The sequence below is a fragment of the Capnocytophaga sp. oral taxon 338 str. F0234 genome (assembly GCF_000192225.1).
GTDB lineage: Bacteria > Bacteroidota > Bacteroidia > Flavobacteriales > Flavobacteriaceae > Capnocytophaga.
This window is the reverse complement of the sequence record NZ_GL872413.1, coordinates 1,912,933-1,931,393: the sequence shown is the minus strand read 5'-3', so window position 1 is coordinate 1,931,393 and position 18,461 is coordinate 1,912,933. Positions and strand designations below refer to the sequence as shown.

The following is an 18,461-nucleotide window of genomic DNA, read 5'->3' as shown; positions in this document are numbered from 1 at the left end:
TGAACAAATTAACAGCAACTCAAAACTCAAAACTATTATGAGATTTTTTATATTACTTTTATGGCTTTTTTGTGTAAGCCCCTATCTTTTTGCCCAAAAAGAAATCCTACAAGTTACCGATGCCACTAAGGTGAGTAGCTTAGACGTATCGCAAAACTGGAATAGTGGTTGCCGATATGTAGAGGGGTATATCCTAAACCAAAATAGGTTGATATACCAAACCTGTGATACGCGCCATGAATTCTCGGCAGATATGCCTTCTTTTCAGCTTAAGAGAGATGGATTTGCGATGGACAAAAATGGTATTTATTACCAAGGTGTTTTCTTTCCTATTGATACTACAGGATTTAAGGTAGTAGGGGAGAAGGAACGCCCCAGAGGGGAAGGAGGCGTCTATAAGGGGGTGGAATATCTATGGCGTACCAATCAAAAGGCTTTTTTAGGTACCCAAGAAATAGAGGTGGCAGACCCAGCTTCCTTTAAGGCGGTGGAGTATTTTAATGGTTGTTATTTCAAGGATAAGGACTACCTCTATTATTACGAAAATAAAATAGTAGGTTCTCATAGCCCTTCTGTGAGAACACATAGTTATTTGGAACTGATCTCTGATAAAAATAATACCTACCATAAGGGAGTGCCTGTCTCTTACAAAGGACAAAAAATAGAAAATATAAACAATATACTTTTTAAAACCTCAGAATATGTGCTATATACACCTACTTTTGCTATAGGAGAAGAACTCAGATGGATAGAGGTGGAGGATATTGATGCCAAGACACTTAGACCACTTTCAAGGCACTATGCTATGGACAAAGATCACATATTCTATGGAAAAGCTAAGACTCCTATAGAAAAGAAAAACTTTGCTAATATACGTGTTTTTGACCAAGTAAATAGTGAGTATATCTCCGATGGGAAAACTGTCTATTCAGAGGCTGATTACAAAACAAATTACGATGCTCCTACCTTTGGAATGCTTCCTAAATCAGATTTTAAGTATGATAAAAAAGGTATTTATTACAATGGTAAAGAAAAAATGCCTTTCCACTATACCGTTCCTCCTGTGCTTGGGAAGAATACTTTCTATAATTTTGACAAGGGAGCTTATGTAATCTATCTCAATCAGGCTTTTTATCCTTTCGGAGAAGGTAAAAAAGACTATTTTCCTAATCTGACCCCAAAACAAGTAAAAGATCTCAAAGAGGGAAAATTATTTTTGGTGAATAATGCTATGGATAAAAAGGCTGAAATACAAGATGCTTTTGCATATAATTTGTACAAAGCTAATAATAAGATATACGTTGCACAAACGCCTCAAAGGGCAGATGCCAATACATTTGTAGGTTTGGGCAGTGGTTTCTATAAGGATAAGGACAAAGTGTATTATTACGACAGATGGGGAGAAAAAGAAAAGCTACGGGTTGTTCAGGGGTATGATACACCTACCTTAACCCCAGCGGGCAATGGTTTCTTAGCCGATAAAGATTATTGGTATTATGGTACCACAAGGTTATTCCAAAACAAAGATGTAGAACTCTTAGCTATCTATACAGGTTACCGAAAGGGCTGTGGTATGGATACTGCTCCTGGTACTAATTACTATCTCTTTAAGAATGCCCAGGGGTATTGGCTTGCCGAGTTAGGTGGAACAGGGGTAATGTGTCCATTAACTGATGAGCAAGCCAGTAAATTATTAAACCAACAATAGCAACTCAAAACTCAAAACTCAAAACTCTTATGAAGATAGTTTCAATAATTTTCCTATTGCTTTGCTTCTCTTTACAAGCACAGCAGAAACATTGGCAATTGGATAGTATCCAGCAGATCCAGTTCCATTCGGATAAGACAGAGTATATATATAAGACCCTCCATCAGTCCTATGATCCCAAGACAAGGACGGTTACCATGATAGATGAGATAAAAGGAAAATGGAACGATAAGTATAAGTATGTATGTGAGTATAGCCCGCAAGATAGCCTACTGAGTAAGTTAGTCTATAAGTACGACCGAGCTACTGAAAGCTGGCGGGAGCGGGAAATGATCCATTATGTATATATGGGAGCGGAAATCCAAGAGAGAATATATGATAAAAATGAAAAAGGAGACTGGCAATCCTTTAGGACCTTCTATTTTGAGAATATAGACGGGAAGTTATATCTCAAAAAAGATGAGAGTCGAGATAATACTGAAAAAGGTTGGGGAGGCATTACCTATGACCCTCCCAAGGAATGGTATCATTTCTCTATACAAGAGACAACCTACAAGAAAGGTGTACCCCCCCAAGTGAGGTATAACAGTAAAGGGGAGGCTATAGAAAAACTGTATATAAGGGAGAATGGCTATAGAGATAAGCAAAAACTCTCCTATGATGATTTAGGAAATATCCATGAATTGGAACTGTACGAACCGAGAGATTCCAATATAGGACTTAAAAAAGAAGAAAAAAGGGTATATACCTATGCCCCCGATATTCCTTATGAGGAAGTCTTAGACAAATGGAAAAAAAATAATGAAAACCGACAGCCTAAGAATGCCATTCTTTCTAAAAAAGTGTACAGACATAAGGCCTTAGGAGGCTACGAATTTATCTACGAAGATCGTTATTTCTACTCGCCTATTAAGAATGAGCAAATCAACAAATTAACTAATTAAATTGATATGAAAATATGTTCAATAATTTTCCTATTGCTTTGCTTCTCTTTACAGGCACAGCAGAAGCATTGGTAGTTAGGGTAGTATTCAGCAGCTACAAAAGCTCTTAAGCAAACAAGTCTATGTATATAAGACTCTCCATCAGTCCTATAATCCTGAGAAAAGGATGGTTACTAAGATAGATGAGATAAAAGGAAAATGGAAGCAAAACCCAGGTTGATAATCTATAGAATACAAAAAAAGAAACTGTCCGAAAAGGGTAGCCTCTCCCTCTCTTTTATTACTTATAATATTCAAATTGTTGTTCAATGATTGAAAAGAGTTCCCCATTGTGAAATTCGGTTTTCTTCGTCCAGTTCTTCATCTTGTCATATTCGTAAAGATAGGTCTTCTTTTCTGAGATGGTTCCATCACCTTCATAGGTAATAGTCTCTATCTCATTACCCTGAATATCATACTTAGAAGTTACTTTCTTTAAGAGCTTATCAGAGGAATCATAGAGGAACTTTTCCAAAGGATTTCCTGTAGCATCATTCTTATAAAGAGTTTTACTGGTAAGTACATTCTTTTTATACTTATCCTCTTGAATAAGAAATCCCTTCTTATCATAGGTAAAAGTAGTTTTCTCATCACATTTTCCTCTTACACATTTAGATTTCTCTATAAGTAAACTTTTATCATTATATTTTGAGAAAGTACTCATAGAAAGATTCCCTTCAGCGGTGAGCAGGTCGTTCCTAATTCGATTGCCTTTGTTATCATATTCGTAAAGATTGGTAGAAAAGGTTTTGTTATCTTCATCTTTTGAAACTGATTCTACTAAATACCCTTGATCATTATAGGTGTCATGATAGGACATGATTACTCCGTTATTATTGATTTGAATTTTAGTAGTTCTCCCTACAGGACTGAATTCTATTAGGAGTTCTGAGTTGCCTTTGAAAGGCTTCCCATCTTCATCTATTCGATAATCTAATATACGATATATCTTTACCTTTCCTTTAAGTTTGACAGCATCCCAACCATTTTTTTTGTTTTGACTAAAGGCTATGGTACTTGCTAAAAGCAAGATTAATCCTAATTTTTTCATTTTTTTATAAATTACTTTTTTTGAAAGGCAAAGATACAATATTTTTATTCTTACAAAATTGCTGAAAATGTTTTGTTTAATTCTTTTAATTATAATTATATTAGAAAGAATACTTAATTATCAAATAAAGATATTATGTATTCAATTAAAAAAAATTTTCTCATTACAATAAAATATAGTAATTTTGCGACTCCAAAACATAGCATCATTTTATGAAAATCTCATATAATTGGATTAAGGACTTTCTTAAGATTGACTTACCTAAAGAAAAAGTAGGTGAGATTCTTACAGACTTAGGTTTGGAAGTGGAAGGTATAACTACTTATGAAAGTATAAAAGGAGGACTTGCAGGAGTAGTGGTAGGTGAAGTATTGGAATGTGTTAAGCATCCTAATGCAGATAAGTTGAGCCTTACTAAGGTAGACTTAGGAGAGGGAGGGGTAGTCCCTATAGTATGTGGTGCTCCTAATGTAGCCCAAGGACAAAAGGTGGCTGTTGCTACCATAGGTACAACACTCTATGATAAGGAAGGAGTTCCTTTTAAGATAAAAAAGGGAAAGATAAGAGGAAAGGAGAGCTTTGGAATGATATGTGCAGAAGATGAACTTGGCTTAGGAGATAACCATGAAGGCATTATAGTTTTGGAGAATACCTTACCTAATGGGAAGCCTTGTGGTGAGGTGTTCAATGTGGTCTCTGATGTGATCTTTGAAATAGGGCTTACTCCTAATCGTGCTGACGCTATGAGCCATCTGGGAGTGGCTCGTGATCTTAGAGCAGGACTCTTACAACAAGGAATTAATAAAGAAATTATTACCCCTTCAGTAACTGATTTTTTTGTTAATAACCGATTACTTAAAATAGATGTTTTAGTAGATAACAAAGAATTAGCTCCGCGTTATTGTGGAGTGAGTATCTCTAACATTAAGGTAGCTCCTTCACCTGCTTGGTTACAGAACAGATTGAGAGCCATAGGAATCATTCCTAAGAATAATGTGGTAGATGCAACCAATTATGTACTTCATGATTTGGGACAACCTTTACATGTCTTTGATGCCTTACATATCTCAGGTAAGAAGATAATTGTACGTAACGCCACAGAGGGAGAGAGAATTCAAACTTTGGATGGAGTAGATCGCAGTCTTTCCGCTGAGGATTTGGTTATCTGTGATATGGACAAGCCTTTATGCCTTGCAGGGGTACTCGGAGGTAATAATTCAGGAGTAAGCCAAGATACTACTCATATTTTCTTGGAGAGTGCTTACTTTAACCCTATAGCTATTCGTAAAACAGCGAAACGATATGGAATTAGTACAGACGCTTCTTTTCGGTTTGAAAGAGGCATCAATGTGGATACTTGCAAATATGCACTTTTACGTGCTGCTATTCTTATTAAAAAATTGGCAGGAGGAGAAATTTCCTCTGATGTGATTGATTTCTATCCTAAGAAGATAGAGGATTTCAAAGTGTTCTTGACTTATGAAAAAATAGATAATCTTATAGGGCAGGTAATTCCTCGTGATGAAATTAAAAGCATTCTTCACTCTTTGGATATTCAAATTAATAGTATTACTGAAATAGGAATGGGACTCACTGTACCCTCATATCGAGTAGATGTACAGCGTGATGTAGATGTGATAGAGGAGATACTGCGTGTATATGGCTATAACAAAATAGAGTATTCTTCCAAAGTAAGTGCTACTATGGCTCATTCTAGTAAGTATGAGGATACTAATATACAGAATATCATAGGTGCACAGCTTGCAGGACAGGGCTTTTTTGAAATAATGAATAATAGCCTTACTACAGCAAAATATAATGAACTTTCTACAGATATTGATCCCAATCAAGCAGTCGCTATACTCAATCCATTAAGTCAAGATTTGGCAGTAATGCGGCAGAATATGCTATTCTCAGGATTGGAAACTATTGCTTATAATAATAATCGTAAGCGTAGTGATTTGGCTCTCTTTGAGTTTGGTAAAACTTATCATAGGATAGGAGATAATTTTGAGGAGCCTAAGCATCTTACACTTTTTCTTACAGGAAATGTATATCCTGAAATGTGGAATGCTCCTACCCAGAGAACGAATTTCTATTATCTGAAGGCATATATAATGAGGATCCTTGAGCGCTTAGGTATTAAGGAGGTTGTTGAAAGTCCTACTGATGAATCTGTTTTTCAAGAAGGTATTCAGCTTAGTTTGGGAAAGATACATTTAGCATCCCTTGGAGAGGTGAAAAGGAGTATTTTAAATTATTTTGATATTAAGCAGGAGGTTTTCTTTGCAGATATTAGTTGGGATAAAGTATTGGAGAATCTTTCGAAGAAAGTATTTTACACAGAGATTCCTAAATACCCTGAAGTGCGCCGAGATTTGGCACTACTTTTGGATGAAAATGTTCTTTTTGAACAACTCTATCAGATAGCTTTTAAAACGGAAAAGGAACTTCTTAAGAAGGTTTCTTTATTTGATGTTTATCAAGGAGATAAACTTCCTAAAGGAAAGAAGAGTTATGCGCTTAGCTTTGTCCTTCAAGATAAGAATAAAACTCTAACAGATAAACAGATTGATAAGGTCATGAATGTTTTGCTTGATACATTTAGTAAGGAAGTAGGAGCGGAATTACGGTCTTAATTAACCATAAGAAATTATGAACTTTTCTTCCAAATTATTGGAAAATGCAGTATATGAAATATCTCAATTACCAGGAATAGGTAAGCGTACAGCCCTTCGGTTGGCATTACATTTGCTCAAACAACCTAATGGACAAGTAGAACAATTGGCAAATTCTTTAGTGAGATTTCGTAATGAAATTACTTATTGTAAAAATTGTCATAATATATCGGATACTGAAATTTGTGAAATTTGTGCCAGTTTCAATCGTGATCCTTCTGTAATTTGTGTAGTGGAGGATGTACGTGATGTAATGGCAATAGAGAACACAGGACAATATAATGGTTTGTACCATGTACTTGGTGGTAGGATATCACCGATAGATGGAATAGGACCTAATGAGCTACATATTGCTTCTTTAGTAAAAAAGGCTAAGGAAGGAACAGTGAAGGAAATTATTTTTGCATTGAGTAATACAATGGAAGGAGATACGACCAACTTTTATATATTCAAACAATTGGAAGGTCTTGATATTACTATTTCCACCATAGCAAGAGGAATTTCTGTAGGAGATGAATTGGAATATACCGATGAGGTAACTTTGGGTAGAAGTATTCTTCATCGCATACCCTTTGAGGTACAGTAATTTGTAATAAAATTAAAGGTAGATAATAAATTTCACCTTTTAAGAGTAACATGATTCTGAACAGTTTAAAAAGAATTAAAAATGGCAAGATATGAGCTAAAATTACCTCAAATGGGGGAAAGTGTGGAAGAAGCAACAGTTTCTTCTTGGCTTAAAAAGGTAGGAGATACAGTACAGGTTGATGATATTTTGGTGGAAGTAGCCACCGATAAGGTAGATTCTGAGATTCCTAGTGAAGTATCAGGGATAATTATGGATATTTTAACTCCTGAAAAAACAGTAGTTAAAGTGGGACAGCTTATGGCTATTATAGAAACCGAAGTGCAACAGCCTACTATAGCACCTATTTCTATGCCAGAGTCGCTACAACCTTCTGTGACAGAAGTTTCTGTAATTTCTACTCAAGAAGAAAAATCTCCTTTGGAGACTAAGGAGGAAGAACTCAGTGATGAACAAAAGCAGATAATACAACAGGTACCTTACTTGCCAACTTCTGTACCTACAATTGCCTCTAAGGAGGAAAGTGGAATGAATACTTTTTATTCTCCATTAGTAAGAACTATAGCAAAAGAGGAGAATATTTCTCAGGATGAATTAGCTTCTATAAAAGGAACAGGAGCCGAAGGACGTGTTACCAAATATGATATTTTACGTTATATTGAGGCAAGAAAGGGAATTGTACAACCAAGGGAAGAAAAAGAACCTATACCAGTGCAGCAATCTGTTGAGGAGACTCCTGTCTCTACTCAGGAGAATTTGTCTAGGGAAAGTTCTATTCCTACTGATGATAAAATAGAGGTGCATGATCCTCAAGTAAATGTCAAAGAGCAGTCAATTCCTTCTCAAAAGGAACCAATGATATCTTCTCTGGCACATCCTATATCAGAATCTCAAGTGCAAATGAATGAAGCCCAAACTCAAGTGCAAGAAGGACTTCCTAATCAGAATAGGACAGAGAAAGAGGTTTTAGCTACATCTACTCTTGAACAAGAAAAGGTGCCTATTCCTGAAATACCCGTACAAGAAGAAGTAAAGTATCCAGATATAGCGGATTTCATGAAAACATTTACTGCAACACACACTAAAGATGAATCTCCTCAGAAGTCTACAAAAGAAGAAGTAAAGAAAGTGTCCACTACAGAGGTGCCTAATAATACTTTACAAATACCAGAGAACAAGCCAGAAGAAAAACCTACTACCTATACACCTTCTCCAGTAGATGAGAATGTAGAGGTGATAGAGATGACTCGTATGGGTAAACTGATTGCTAACTATATGAGTGAAAGCAAGAAGATAGCGGCTCATGCAACTAGCTTTATTGAGGTGGATGTTACTCGTATTTGGAATTGGCGTAACAAATACAAGAAACAGTTTGAGGTTCGTGAAGGAGAAAAACTTACATTTACCCCTATTTTTATTGAAGCAGTGGCTAAAGCGTTACGTGATTTTCCTTTAATGAATATTTCTACAGATGGAGAGCGTATTTTCAAGAAAAAGAATATCAATATAGGAATGGCGACTGCGCTTCCTAATGGGGATTTAATAGTACCAGTGATAAAGAATGCGGATCAATTAAGTTTAGTAGGTCTAGCTAAGAATGTGAATGATTTGGCTAAGCGTGCTCGTGAGAATAAGCTTAAGCCTGAAGAGGTAAAGGGAGGTACTTATACAGTAACTAATATTGGAGCCTTTGGTAATCTCTTTGGCACCCCTATACTAAACCAACCGGAATCAGGTATTTTAGCTATTGGTGCTATACAAAAAGTTCCTGCAGTGGTGGAAACTCCTGAAGGAGATGTTATAGCTATACGTTATAAGCTTATGCTTTCTCATAGTTTTGATCATAGAGTGATTAACGGAGCATTGGGAGGTATGTTTGTACAACGAGTTGCTCAATATCTTGAAAATTGGGATAATAATAGAGAGGTATAATCCGGCTATAATATTTCAATGCAATTGCTCGTTTTTATCCTTATTTATCCTTTTCTTTGGGTGATCTCACGATTACCTAATAGGCTTTTGTATGGACTTTCTGATGGTCTCTACTTTATTATTTATAGAGTGATTGGTTATAGAAGAAAGATAGTAAGGAATAATTTGTTACTTTCTTTTCCTGAGAAAACATTTGCTGAAATAAAGAAAATAGAAAAAGAGTTTTATCATCATTTTTGTGATATTTTTTTGGAAATGCTCAAAACTATGGCTTTTTCCCAAAAAGAAATGCAGCAAAGAATGGTATTTCCTAATAAGGAACTTTTAAATATTTTTTTTCAAAAAAGGCAAAGTTTTATTATTATGTGTGGGCATTATAATAGCTATGAATGGTTACTTTCTTTGGCTTCTCAGATTCCTCATACTTCCTATGCCTTATATACACCTATTACAAACAGATACTTTGACCAGTTTATACGTAATCTCAGGGAAAAGTTCCATAGTTATCTTATTTCTCGCTATAGGGCGATAGAAGAGATACGTAAGCAACAGCACAGAGGTGAATTATGTGCTTACGGACTTGCTAGTGATCAATCCCCTTCTGATTCTCCTAAGGGATATTGGCGTAGTTTTATGGGGATAACAGTACCTGTATTCACGGGTGCGGAGCGTATTGCTAAACAGTTTAATCTTCCAGTGGTTTTCTGTGATATCCAAAAGGTAAAGAGAGGTTATTATGAAGCTACTTTTACCATAATTTCCCAAGAACCATCCCTAACAGCAAAATACGAAATAACAGATACTTTTACCAATATGTTAGAAGCACAGATAAGAAAAGCTCCTCAATATTATTTATGGACACATAATCGCTTCAAACATGCAAAAATTCATGATTAAATTCTAAAATAGCAACTATTATTAGATAAAAATATTATTTATAAACTATGAGTAAAAAATATAGAAAAGCATGCTATTTTTATGATTATTTTTTGTATATTTGCCCTTAATATAATTGTAAGAAATTTTTAAAAATATATTCCCCTATGGATAAATATTCTTTTCTTAATGCAGCAAACACACAGTTTTTTGCAGATCTATATGACCAATATTTGGAGAATCCAGATTCGGTAGAGGCTAGTTGGAGAGCTTTTTTTCAAGGATTTGATTTTGCTCGTGAGAGTTATGGAGAGAATTTCTTTGAAATAGAATCTTCAGAACAGACAAGCAGGACAATCCCTGTAGAAACTCCTCAGGAAGTTGCCATACCTCTTTCTGGTAAGGTTGAAAAGGAATTGAGAGTACTGAATCTTATCAAGGCTTATCAACAATATGGACACTTATTTGCTCAGATTGATCCTCTGAAAGAACGTAAAACAACCGTTGTCTCCCTTGATTTAGAGAGTTTTGGACTTTCCCAAGCTGATCTGAATACAGTGTTTGATGCAGCAAAAGAGTTGCAATTAGAACCTTCTACTTTAAGTGTAATTCTGAAAAAACTACAGGATACCTTTACACAAACTATTGGAATAGAATTTGAACATTTAGATTCTCCTGAAGAAAGGAAGTGGTTTCAAAGTAAATTGTACTCTAAGTCTTTTACAGCAGATTTCTCTAAAGAAGAAAAAGTTCGTATTCTGAAAAAAATAGCAGAATCCACGACCTTAGAGAACTTCTTCCATAATAAATATGTAGGACAGAAACGTTTTTCATTGGAGGGAAATGAGGCAGTGATACCTGCTTTGGATGCTCTTATAGAAACGGCTACTGACCAGAAAGAAGTTAAAGAAGTAGTGATAGGAATGGCTCACCGTGGTCGACTCAATGTTCTTATTAATATTTTAGGAAAAAATCTTCAAGATGTATTTTCCGAATTTGATGGGAAGGATTATGAAAATCCTGAATTTGATGGAGATGTAAAGTATCACTTAGGACTTACGACTCTTCATACAACGGAAAAAGGAGGTGAAGTAATATTGAACTTAGCACCGAATCCTTCACACTTAGAAACAGTTAGTGCAGTATTACAGGGAATTACACGGGCTAAGCAAGATAACCATTATAAAGAAAACCCTTCTAAGGTATTGCCAATAGTAGTGCATGGGGATGCAGCCGTATCAGGGCAAGGAATTGTATATGAAGTAATGCAGATGGAACGCTTGCGTGGGTATAAAACTCATGGAACTATTCATATAGTGATTAATAATCAAATAGGATTCACGACCAATCCTTCAGATTCCCGTTCTACTACCTATTGTACAGATATTGCTAAGGGATTCCAAATACCAATTTTACATGTAAATGCAGATGACACAGAAGCTGTTGTTCGTGTTATGCTTCTTGCCTTGGATTATCGTATGACTTTTGGCCAAGATATATTCCTTGATGTAATTGGTTATAGAAAATATGGACATAATGAGGGAGATGAGCCAAGATTTACGCAGCCAGCTTTATATAAACTTATAGGAAATCACAGCAATCCAACAGTTATCTATACCGAAAAGCTAGTGAATCAGGGGATAATCTCAGCTAAGGAGATAGAGGCGTATGAAGAGAATTACCGTAATCATTTGGATACAGAATTGGAGGCTTCTCGCTTAAAGGATCTTACCATTATAAATCCTATTATGCAAAATGAATGGAAAGGCTTTGATCATATTGCCTCTCAGCAGGATATGCTCCTAAGGGTAGATACTTCTTTTGAAAGAGAGAAACTTGATGCACTGGCTTCTCTTATAACCACTTTGCCTGAGGACAAAAAATTTATTAATAAGATAACTAAAATTATTAGAGAACGACACAATCTTTACTTTGAACAACAGAAAGTAGACTGGGGAATGGCTGAACATTTAGCATTTGCGACACTCTTGGCTGAAGGTCATGATGTACGTCTCTCTGGGGAAGATGTGGGTAGAGGTACATTCTCTCATCGTCATGCAGTAGTTAAGGTAGAGGATACAGAAGAAGAGATTATTCCTCTTACTCGTATCAAAAATGAAGGAGGAGGAGGAACATTCTATGTGTATAACTCCTTATTATCTGAATATGGAGTATTGGGTTTTGAATATGGTTATGCACTTTCTTCTCCACAAACACTTACTATCTGGGAGGCTCAGTTCGGTGATTTTGCCAATGGAGCTCAGATCATGATAGATCAGTATATATCTTGTGGAGAGGACAAATGGAAGAATCAAAGTGGATTGGTGATGTTACTTCCTCATGGTTATGAAGGACAAGGGGCGGAACACTCTTCTGCTCGTTTGGAACGTTATTTACAATTGTGTGCTTCTCAGAATATGTTTGTTACCAATTGTACTACTCCAGCTAACCTCTATCATTTGCTCCGCCGACAACTTAAAGCTCCTTTCAGAAAACCTCTTATTGCACTTTCTCCAAAGAGTCTCCTAAGACATCCCTTAGTAATTTCTTCCGTTGAGGAGCTTACAAATGGGCATTTCCAAGAAGTGTTAGATGATACTCAAGTGAATCCTGAAGAGGTAACTACACTTGTGTTCTGTTCAGGACGATTCTATTATGATTTGCTAGCAGAACGTGAAAAATTAGATAGAAGAGATGTTGCCTTGGTACGTATAGAGCAGTTATTCCCATTGCCTACTGAACAATTGAAAGAAACGATTGCTCGTTATCCTAATATAACTGACTATGTATGGGCACAGGAAGAACCTAAGAATATGGGAGCTTACGGATATATGCTTATGAACTTTGATATGGTAAAATGGAGAGTAGCAGCAATGGATGCTTATGCCGCTCCAGCACCGGGTAGTCCTATGCGACACAAAGCGCGTCATCAAGAAGCTATTGATAAAGTTTTCTTAGCTATATAAGATAATAGATTATTTCTGAGAAAAAGGGAGAGACTTTCAGTACTTTCCCTTTTAATTTTTTATATGATCCTTATAAAAATAGATTCTAATATAAGGAAAATCTATATCTGTTTGCTTTCTCTGATTCTTGATTCATTTTATTTTTTAATGTTATTATTTGTTAATGTAGAATTATCTATAATATGTAAATTATTTATAATAAGCATGTAGTGTGTTTTTAAATATTTTCAAATAGTTAAAAAAGGATTTTTATGTATTTTTATAGAGATAGAGTAAAAATTAATTTGTACCTTTGCCAAAAATTTTAAAATAAGATGGATTTTAAGAATAAAACAATTGGAGAGATAGTAGCAGATGATTTTCGTACTGCAGCAATCTTTAAAAAATATGAAATAGACTTTTGTTGTCGTGGAGGAAGAACGATAGAAGAAGCTTGTGAAAAAAAGAAGGAATCAGAGAAAGAACTTATAGAAGAACTTGCCGCTTTACCTTCAGGGAAAGAAGAGATGGTGGATGTAAGTGGGTGGCCACTGGATTTGTTAGCCAACTATATTGTAAAAATACATCATGAATATGTAAGAGAGAAAACACCTATCTTATTACAATTTCTTGATAAGATTTGTAAGGTGCACGGAGAAAGACATCCTGAATTGTTTGAAATTAAGGATCTTTTTACTGAAAGTGCTCATGATTTGGCGGAACATTTTCAAAAAGAAGAACGAGTACTTTTCCCTTTTATAGAAAAATTGGTGAAAGCATCTCAAACAGGAGAACCATTGGAAGCTACTCATTTTGGAACTATAGAGAACCCTATTGAGATGATGAAGCATGACCATACTGTAGAAGGAGATCGTTTTGCTAAGATAGCGGAACTTACTCAAGGATATAATCCTCCTGCGGATGCTTGTAATACCTATCAAGTTACTTTCTCTATGTTGGAAGAGTTTGAGAATGATTTGCACCGACATATTCATTTAGAGAATAATGTTTTGTTTCCTAAAGCCATTGAATTAGAGAAGAAATTACGAGAGAGAAACGCTTAATAACTCATAGCAATTTGATTTAAGGAGAAAACTACTTAGAAATTTTCTAAGTAGTTTTTTTGTATAAAAGCATAAATAGTTCTATCTTTGTGCGCTTAAACTCTTTATTAGAGTATTGGATTATTTGATAACAGAATTATCGCAATTATCTATGTTAACTTATCTTATTGTTTTTTTAGGAGTTCAACTCCTACAGGGGATCCTTCTATGGAAAGGTTACCAGAAAGCAGGATATAAGGGCTGGCAAGCTTTTGTCCCTGTATGGAATATGCTTATTCTTTTTAAGATTATTCAACGTCCTTGGTGGTGGATATTCTTAGTATATCTGCCTGTGATAGGGAATATTATGGCAATAGTATTGGCGTATGAGTGGCTGCATGTTTTTGGCTATCGCAAAAAGCGTTATACACTTATAGCTATATTTACGTTAGGACTTTATTTGGGATATATAACTTACCAACCTAAGACTCAATATGTAGGAAAAAATGAAGCAATTATTGCAGAGAATGTTCCCTCATGGCTCAATGGAATTATTTATGCTGTGGTAGCTGCATCTGCCATTCATACCTACTTTATTCAACCTTATACAATCCCTACTTCCTCTTTGGAAAAAACCCTTTTGGTGGGGGATTTCCTTTTTGTGAGTAAGTTTCATTATGGGGCACGTCTTCCAATGACACCTCTCTCTACTCCTATGGTACATGATACTTTACCTCTAGTAGGAATTAAATCATATTTGTCTCATTTTCAATTGCCTTATTTGCGTTTACCGGCTCTTGAGAAAGTAAAACGTAATGATATTGTGGTATTTAACTGGCCTGTGGATACTGTGCGTTTCTTTCGTGATCCTTCAGGAATTTATGCTTATAAGCCTGTGGATAAGAAATCACACTACGTGAAAAGAGCAGTGGCTATAGCTGGAGATAAGTTAGAGATACGTGATGGAGAGGTTTTTATCAATGGAAACAAAGAACGTTATCCTGTAAGGGCTAAGTTACAAACTTCCTATAGTGTACACGTCTCTCCTCAGTTTGAAGGTTATCTTATGGGACTCTATGGAGGGCAATATACAGCAGAACAGTTGCTTCCAGTTTTTCTGTTTCAGAACTTTGGAATCACAGATGCTTCTATCTTCAGAGATAAAACAGAGTTCCTTGTTCAATCCGCTACTGAGGAAGTAGCAGAAAAGATACGTCAATTACCTCATGTAGAAAGTGTAACTAAAATTCTAACTCCTAAGGAATATAATCCAGCTATTTTTCCTCACAGTAAGAACTTTGCTTGGAGTGAAGATAATTTTGGTCCTGTGGAGATTCCTGCACAAGGTAAAACAATACAACTTTCTGTAGAGAATTTACCTTTGTATAAGCGTATTATTACAGAGTATGAAGGAAATAAATTGGAAGTAAAAGGGAATGATATATATGTAAATGGACATAAGGCGACCACTTATACTTTCCTTCAGGATTATTATTGGATGATGGGTGACAATCGACATAACTCTGAGGATAGCCGCTATTGGGGCTTTGTGCCTTTTGATCATATTGTAGGTAAACCTGTACTTATCTGGATGAGCTGGGATAGCAATGCCTCTGGTTTTAACAAAATTCGTTGGAACAGACTCTTTACTACTGTTAATGGAGAAGGAGAACCTGTCTCTTATCTTTATTGGGTATTGGGAATAGGTATTTTGAGTTACATTGGTTATGAGGTGTATAGAAAAAGGCGTAAAGGAAAAACTAAGATTAAGAAATAACACTCTTACAAATGAGTTTATATGACAACTTTGATTTTGAACTTCTTAATTCACCTGATTTTAAAGAAGATGCAGTACGAGAGGAACTGATTAATCCTATCCTAAAGGAATTAGGGTATAAGGCTTATGGACATAATCGTATCATTTATAGCAAAACTTTATCTCATCCTTTTGTGAAAATAGGCTCACAAAAACGACCTATTAATATAGTCCCTGATTATTTGTTGGAAGTAGATGGTCGTTACTCTTGGGTGTTGGATGCCAAGGCTCCTACAGAGAATATTTTATCAGGAGAGCATATAGAACAGGTATATTCATACGCTATACATCCTGATATTAATGTACAAATATTTGCTTTATGTAACGGCAGAGAGTTTGTTGCTTTTGATCGAGATAGAAAAGAACCATTACTTTATTTTCCCCTTTCAGAGTTTGATAAGCATTGGGAAGTGATGGAAAACTTACTAAGCCCCGATCGCTTTACAGAGAAAAAGATTAATATAGAAAAATCTCTTACGAATAAATACGAGCATTTTTCTTATGTGGATTTGCCCTTACCTAAACCATTATTAAAGGTTAGAAAAAGAGCAACAAAGAGACATTTTGGAGTTCATGGGTATTTCACTAAACAAAGTTGGGATGTTGTGCAACAATATATTAAACATTTTACTAAACCTAATGATGTCATATTGGATCCTTTTGGTGGATCTGGAGTCACAGCTATTGAAGCTATAATGCTTGGAAGGAAAGGAATTAATATAGATATTAACCCATTGGCTATATTCTTAGTATCAGCACTTACTTGTCCAGTGAATTTTGATAATTTATTAGAGGAGTATTCTTATCTGATGGATAAGTTTAAGAAAAAATATCCAGTAACAGATGATGAAATCCAAAAAGCTAAGAAAAGATATTCTTATCCTATAACCGAAATAAATATGAAAGGAGCAGATGTGTCTACTGTTGATGCTTTATTTTCTGATAAACAACTTGCTCAGCTTGGTCTTTTGAAATATCTTATTAAACAAATTAAAGATGAATCTATTCGAAAGACTTTCTTATTAATGTTTTCTGGGCTTTTAACAAAAGCTAATTTGACTTATCATACATCTACTTATGTTAAAAAGGAAGGTGGAGGGAATGCAAGTGCATTTCAATATTATCGATATCGCATTGCCAAAGATCCCGTGGATATAGATATTTTAACCTATTTTGAATTACGATTTAAAAAAATTTTTGATGCAAAAAAAGAAATAGCTCCTCTCATTAATGAATCTACTATAAATAATTTACAAATTATCAAGGGTTCCGCTACGCACTTAAGCACTATTGAGGACTTAAGTATAGATTATATATATACAGATCCTCCTTATGGAGATAAGATTCCCTATCTTGACCTTTCTGTAATGTGGAATGCTTGGCTGGATCTACCTATTACAGAAGAAGATCGCAAGGAGGAAGCCATAGAAGGTGGTAGTTTACATAAAACCAAAGATGAATATAGTGATCTATTGAGCCAATCTATCAAAGAAATGTATCGCGTATTGAAGTTCGACCGTTGGCTTTCTTTTGTATTCTCTCACAAAGATCCTCATTATTGGCATATCATTGTTGAAGCAGCTGAGAAATGTGGGTTTGAATATGTGGGCACTGTCAAGCAAAGTAATGGACAAACTAGCTTTAAGAAAAGACAAAATCCTTTTTCTGTGCTTTCAGGACAATTGATTATCAACTTTATTAAAAAAGAAACACCTAAGGCTATACAAAAGTTTAAGTTAGGGAATGATATTTATGATTTAGTGATAGAAACGATTGAAAGTGTCATTGCTGCAAATGATGGAGCTAACTTAGAACAAATAAATGATGAGCTTATTATCAAAGGATTACAATTCGGGTTTCTACATATATTAAGTAAGGAATACAAAGATCTTACTCCTTTACTCAAAGCAGAATTTGATTATGAGCCCTCAACAAAAAAATTCTATATCCGTAAAAATCAGAAATTTAAGACTAAAATTCCTTTAGATCTCCGAATTAAGTATTTCTTGATCTCTTATCTTAAAGAGAAAGAATCTCATAAGGAATACCCATCCACAGATGATATTATCTTGGATATCATACCTTTACTTAAAAATGGCATTACTCCTGAGAAACAAACAATTATAAATGTTCTGATAACTGTTGCGGAAGAATATGAAACGAATAAATGGCGACTCAAACAAACAGGACAACTCTCTTTTAATTTTTAAAAAATGACCTCATTATTACATCCTACCTATTTTCCTTCTATTGCCTTATTTTCTATTCTAGTTAAGACCTCTTGTCTTTTAGAGGTTTCCGATAATTATCAAAAGCAAACTTTCCGTAATCGTACCTATATCTATGGGGCAAATGGCAAACAAATTCTTACAGTTCCTATCTTACATACAGGAGGAGAAACAGGTAGGCAACTCTATAAGGATGTACAGATAGATAATGGTGTAACTTGGCAGAAATTGCATTGGAAAACTCTGCAAACAGCTTATCGTACTTCTCCCTATTTTGAATATTATGAAGATAGAATAGCACCCATATTTGAAGAAAAGTATACTTTTTTATTAGATTTGAACTTTAGAACTATGGAGGTAATTTTAGACTGTTTACATGTACAGTTGGACTGGGAAAAAACTACAGAATATAAAAAGGTTTATCAGCAAACAAATGATTTTCGTTATCTTTCCCACGCGAAAATAGTGCATGATATAAAGCAAGATGCTTATTATCAAATATTTTCAGATAAGCATGGATTTATAGGGAATCTTAGTACCTTGGATTTGCTTTTTCATGAAGGGAATCATGCACTTGGCTATCTGAAAGAAAAAGTGATGGTATAATAGGTAGAA

Annotated in this window: 12 protein-coding genes; 11 read left to right on the top strand and 1 reads right to left on the bottom strand. The window is 35.1% G+C overall.

Annotated elements, in window-relative coordinates; all coding sequences use genetic code 11:
• The first annotated feature begins 37 nt into the window (after positions 1 to 37).
• Together HMPREF9071_RS08705 and HMPREF9071_RS08700 are read left to right on the top strand one after the other, a co-directional pair.
• Positions 38 to 1,708 (top strand): DKNYY domain-containing protein, encoded by a 1,671-nt coding sequence (locus tag HMPREF9071_RS08705; RefSeq protein WP_009746257.1) that lies wholly within the window; start codon positions 38 to 40, stop codon positions 1,706 to 1,708.
• 29 nt (positions 1,709 to 1,737) lie between these two features.
• Positions 1,738 to 2,652: a hypothetical protein gene (locus tag HMPREF9071_RS08700; protein ID WP_009746256.1), complete on the top strand. Its 915-nt coding sequence runs from the start codon at positions 1,738 to 1,740 to the stop codon at positions 2,650 to 2,652.
• 280 nt (positions 2,653 to 2,932) lie between these two features.
• Here the strand turns inward: HMPREF9071_RS08700 and HMPREF9071_RS08695 are convergent, their stop codons facing one another.
• Positions 2,933 to 3,742 carry a hypothetical protein gene (locus tag HMPREF9071_RS08695; RefSeq protein WP_009746254.1) on the bottom strand — a complete coding sequence of 270 codons (810 nt, stop codon included), beginning with the start codon at positions 3,740 to 3,742 and terminating at the stop codon, positions 2,933 to 2,935.
• A gap of 212 nt (positions 3,743 to 3,954) precedes the next feature.
• Here HMPREF9071_RS08695 and pheT point away from each other — a divergent pair, with 212 nt between their 5' ends.
• From pheT to HMPREF9071_RS08650, 9 genes are all read left to right on the top strand, one after another.
• Positions 3,955 to 6,381, top strand: coding sequence for a phenylalanine--tRNA ligase subunit beta (gene pheT, locus HMPREF9071_RS08690; protein ID WP_009746253.1), 2,427 nt, complete (start codon positions 3,955 to 3,957; stop codon positions 6,379 to 6,381).
• A 16-nt stretch (positions 6,382 to 6,397) separates the two neighbouring features.
• A complete protein-coding gene (gene recR, locus HMPREF9071_RS08685; protein ID WP_009746252.1) occupies positions 6,398 to 7,006 on the top strand; it encodes a recombination mediator RecR in 609 nt (202 codons plus the stop codon).
• 81 nt (positions 7,007 to 7,087) lie between these two features.
• Positions 7,088 to 8,938 (top strand): 2-oxo acid dehydrogenase subunit E2, encoded by a 1,851-nt coding sequence (locus HMPREF9071_RS12680; protein WP_009746251.1) that lies wholly within the window; start codon positions 7,088 to 7,090, stop codon positions 8,936 to 8,938.
• Positions 8,939 to 8,956: 18 nt separating this feature from the next.
• Entirely contained in the window at positions 8,957 to 9,835 is an 879-nt protein-coding gene (locus tag HMPREF9071_RS08675) for a lysophospholipid acyltransferase family protein (RefSeq protein WP_009746250.1), read from the top strand.
• Between the two features lie 146 nt (positions 9,836 to 9,981).
• Entirely contained in the window at positions 9,982 to 12,780 is a 2,799-nt protein-coding gene (locus HMPREF9071_RS08670) for a 2-oxoglutarate dehydrogenase E1 component (protein ID WP_009746249.1), read from the top strand.
• A gap of 314 nt (positions 12,781 to 13,094) precedes the next feature.
• Complete coding sequence (gene ric / locus HMPREF9071_RS08665; RefSeq protein WP_009746248.1) at positions 13,095 to 13,823, top strand: iron-sulfur cluster repair di-iron protein; 729 nt, start codon at positions 13,095 to 13,097, stop codon at positions 13,821 to 13,823.
• A 151-nt stretch (positions 13,824 to 13,974) separates the two neighbouring features.
• Positions 13,975 to 15,579 carry a signal peptidase I gene (gene lepB / locus HMPREF9071_RS08660; protein WP_009746247.1) on the top strand — a complete coding sequence of 535 codons (1,605 nt, stop codon included), beginning with the start codon at positions 13,975 to 13,977 and terminating at the stop codon, positions 15,577 to 15,579.
• Positions 15,580 to 15,590: 11 nt separating this feature from the next.
• On the top strand, positions 15,591 to 17,828 hold the full coding sequence (locus HMPREF9071_RS08655; RefSeq protein WP_009746246.1) for a DNA methyltransferase: 2,238 nt from the start codon (positions 15,591 to 15,593) through the stop codon (positions 17,826 to 17,828).
• Between the two features lie 3 nt (positions 17,829 to 17,831).
• The gene (locus HMPREF9071_RS08650) at positions 17,832 to 18,452 is read left to right on the top strand and encodes a WbqC family protein (protein WP_009746245.1); all 621 of its coding nucleotides are present in this window, start codon (positions 17,832 to 17,834) and stop codon (positions 18,450 to 18,452) included.
• Positions 18,453 to 18,461 lie beyond the last annotated feature (9 nt).

What these genes read in the sequence shown, in the direction of transcription:
- HMPREF9071_RS08705 (WP_009746257.1), top strand. Translation starts at nt 38, where the DNA reads ATGAGATTTTTTATATTACTTTTATGGCTTTTTTGTGTAAGCCCCTAT.
- HMPREF9071_RS08700 (WP_009746256.1), top strand. Translation starts at nt 1,738, where the DNA reads ATGAAGATAGTTTCAATAATTTTCCTATTGCTTTGCTTCTCTTTACAA.
- HMPREF9071_RS08695 (WP_009746254.1), bottom strand. Translation starts at nt 3,742, where the DNA reads ATGAAAAAATTAGGATTAATCTTGCTTTTAGCAAGTACCATAGCCTTT.
- pheT (WP_009746253.1), top strand. Translation starts at nt 3,955, where the DNA reads ATGAAAATCTCATATAATTGGATTAAGGACTTTCTTAAGATTGACTTA.
- recR (WP_009746252.1), top strand. Translation starts at nt 6,398, where the DNA reads ATGAACTTTTCTTCCAAATTATTGGAAAATGCAGTATATGAAATATCT.
- HMPREF9071_RS12680 (WP_009746251.1), top strand. Translation starts at nt 7,088, where the DNA reads ATGGCAAGATATGAGCTAAAATTACCTCAAATGGGGGAAAGTGTGGAA.
- HMPREF9071_RS08675 (WP_009746250.1), top strand. Translation starts at nt 8,957, where the DNA reads ATGCAATTGCTCGTTTTTATCCTTATTTATCCTTTTCTTTGGGTGATC.
- HMPREF9071_RS08670 (WP_009746249.1), top strand. Translation starts at nt 9,982, where the DNA reads ATGGATAAATATTCTTTTCTTAATGCAGCAAACACACAGTTTTTTGCA.
- ric (WP_009746248.1), top strand. Translation starts at nt 13,095, where the DNA reads ATGGATTTTAAGAATAAAACAATTGGAGAGATAGTAGCAGATGATTTT.
- lepB (WP_009746247.1), top strand. Translation starts at nt 13,975, where the DNA reads ATGTTAACTTATCTTATTGTTTTTTTAGGAGTTCAACTCCTACAGGGG.
- HMPREF9071_RS08655 (WP_009746246.1), top strand. Translation starts at nt 15,591, where the DNA reads ATGAGTTTATATGACAACTTTGATTTTGAACTTCTTAATTCACCTGAT.
- HMPREF9071_RS08650 (WP_009746245.1), top strand. Translation starts at nt 17,832, where the DNA reads ATGACCTCATTATTACATCCTACCTATTTTCCTTCTATTGCCTTATTT.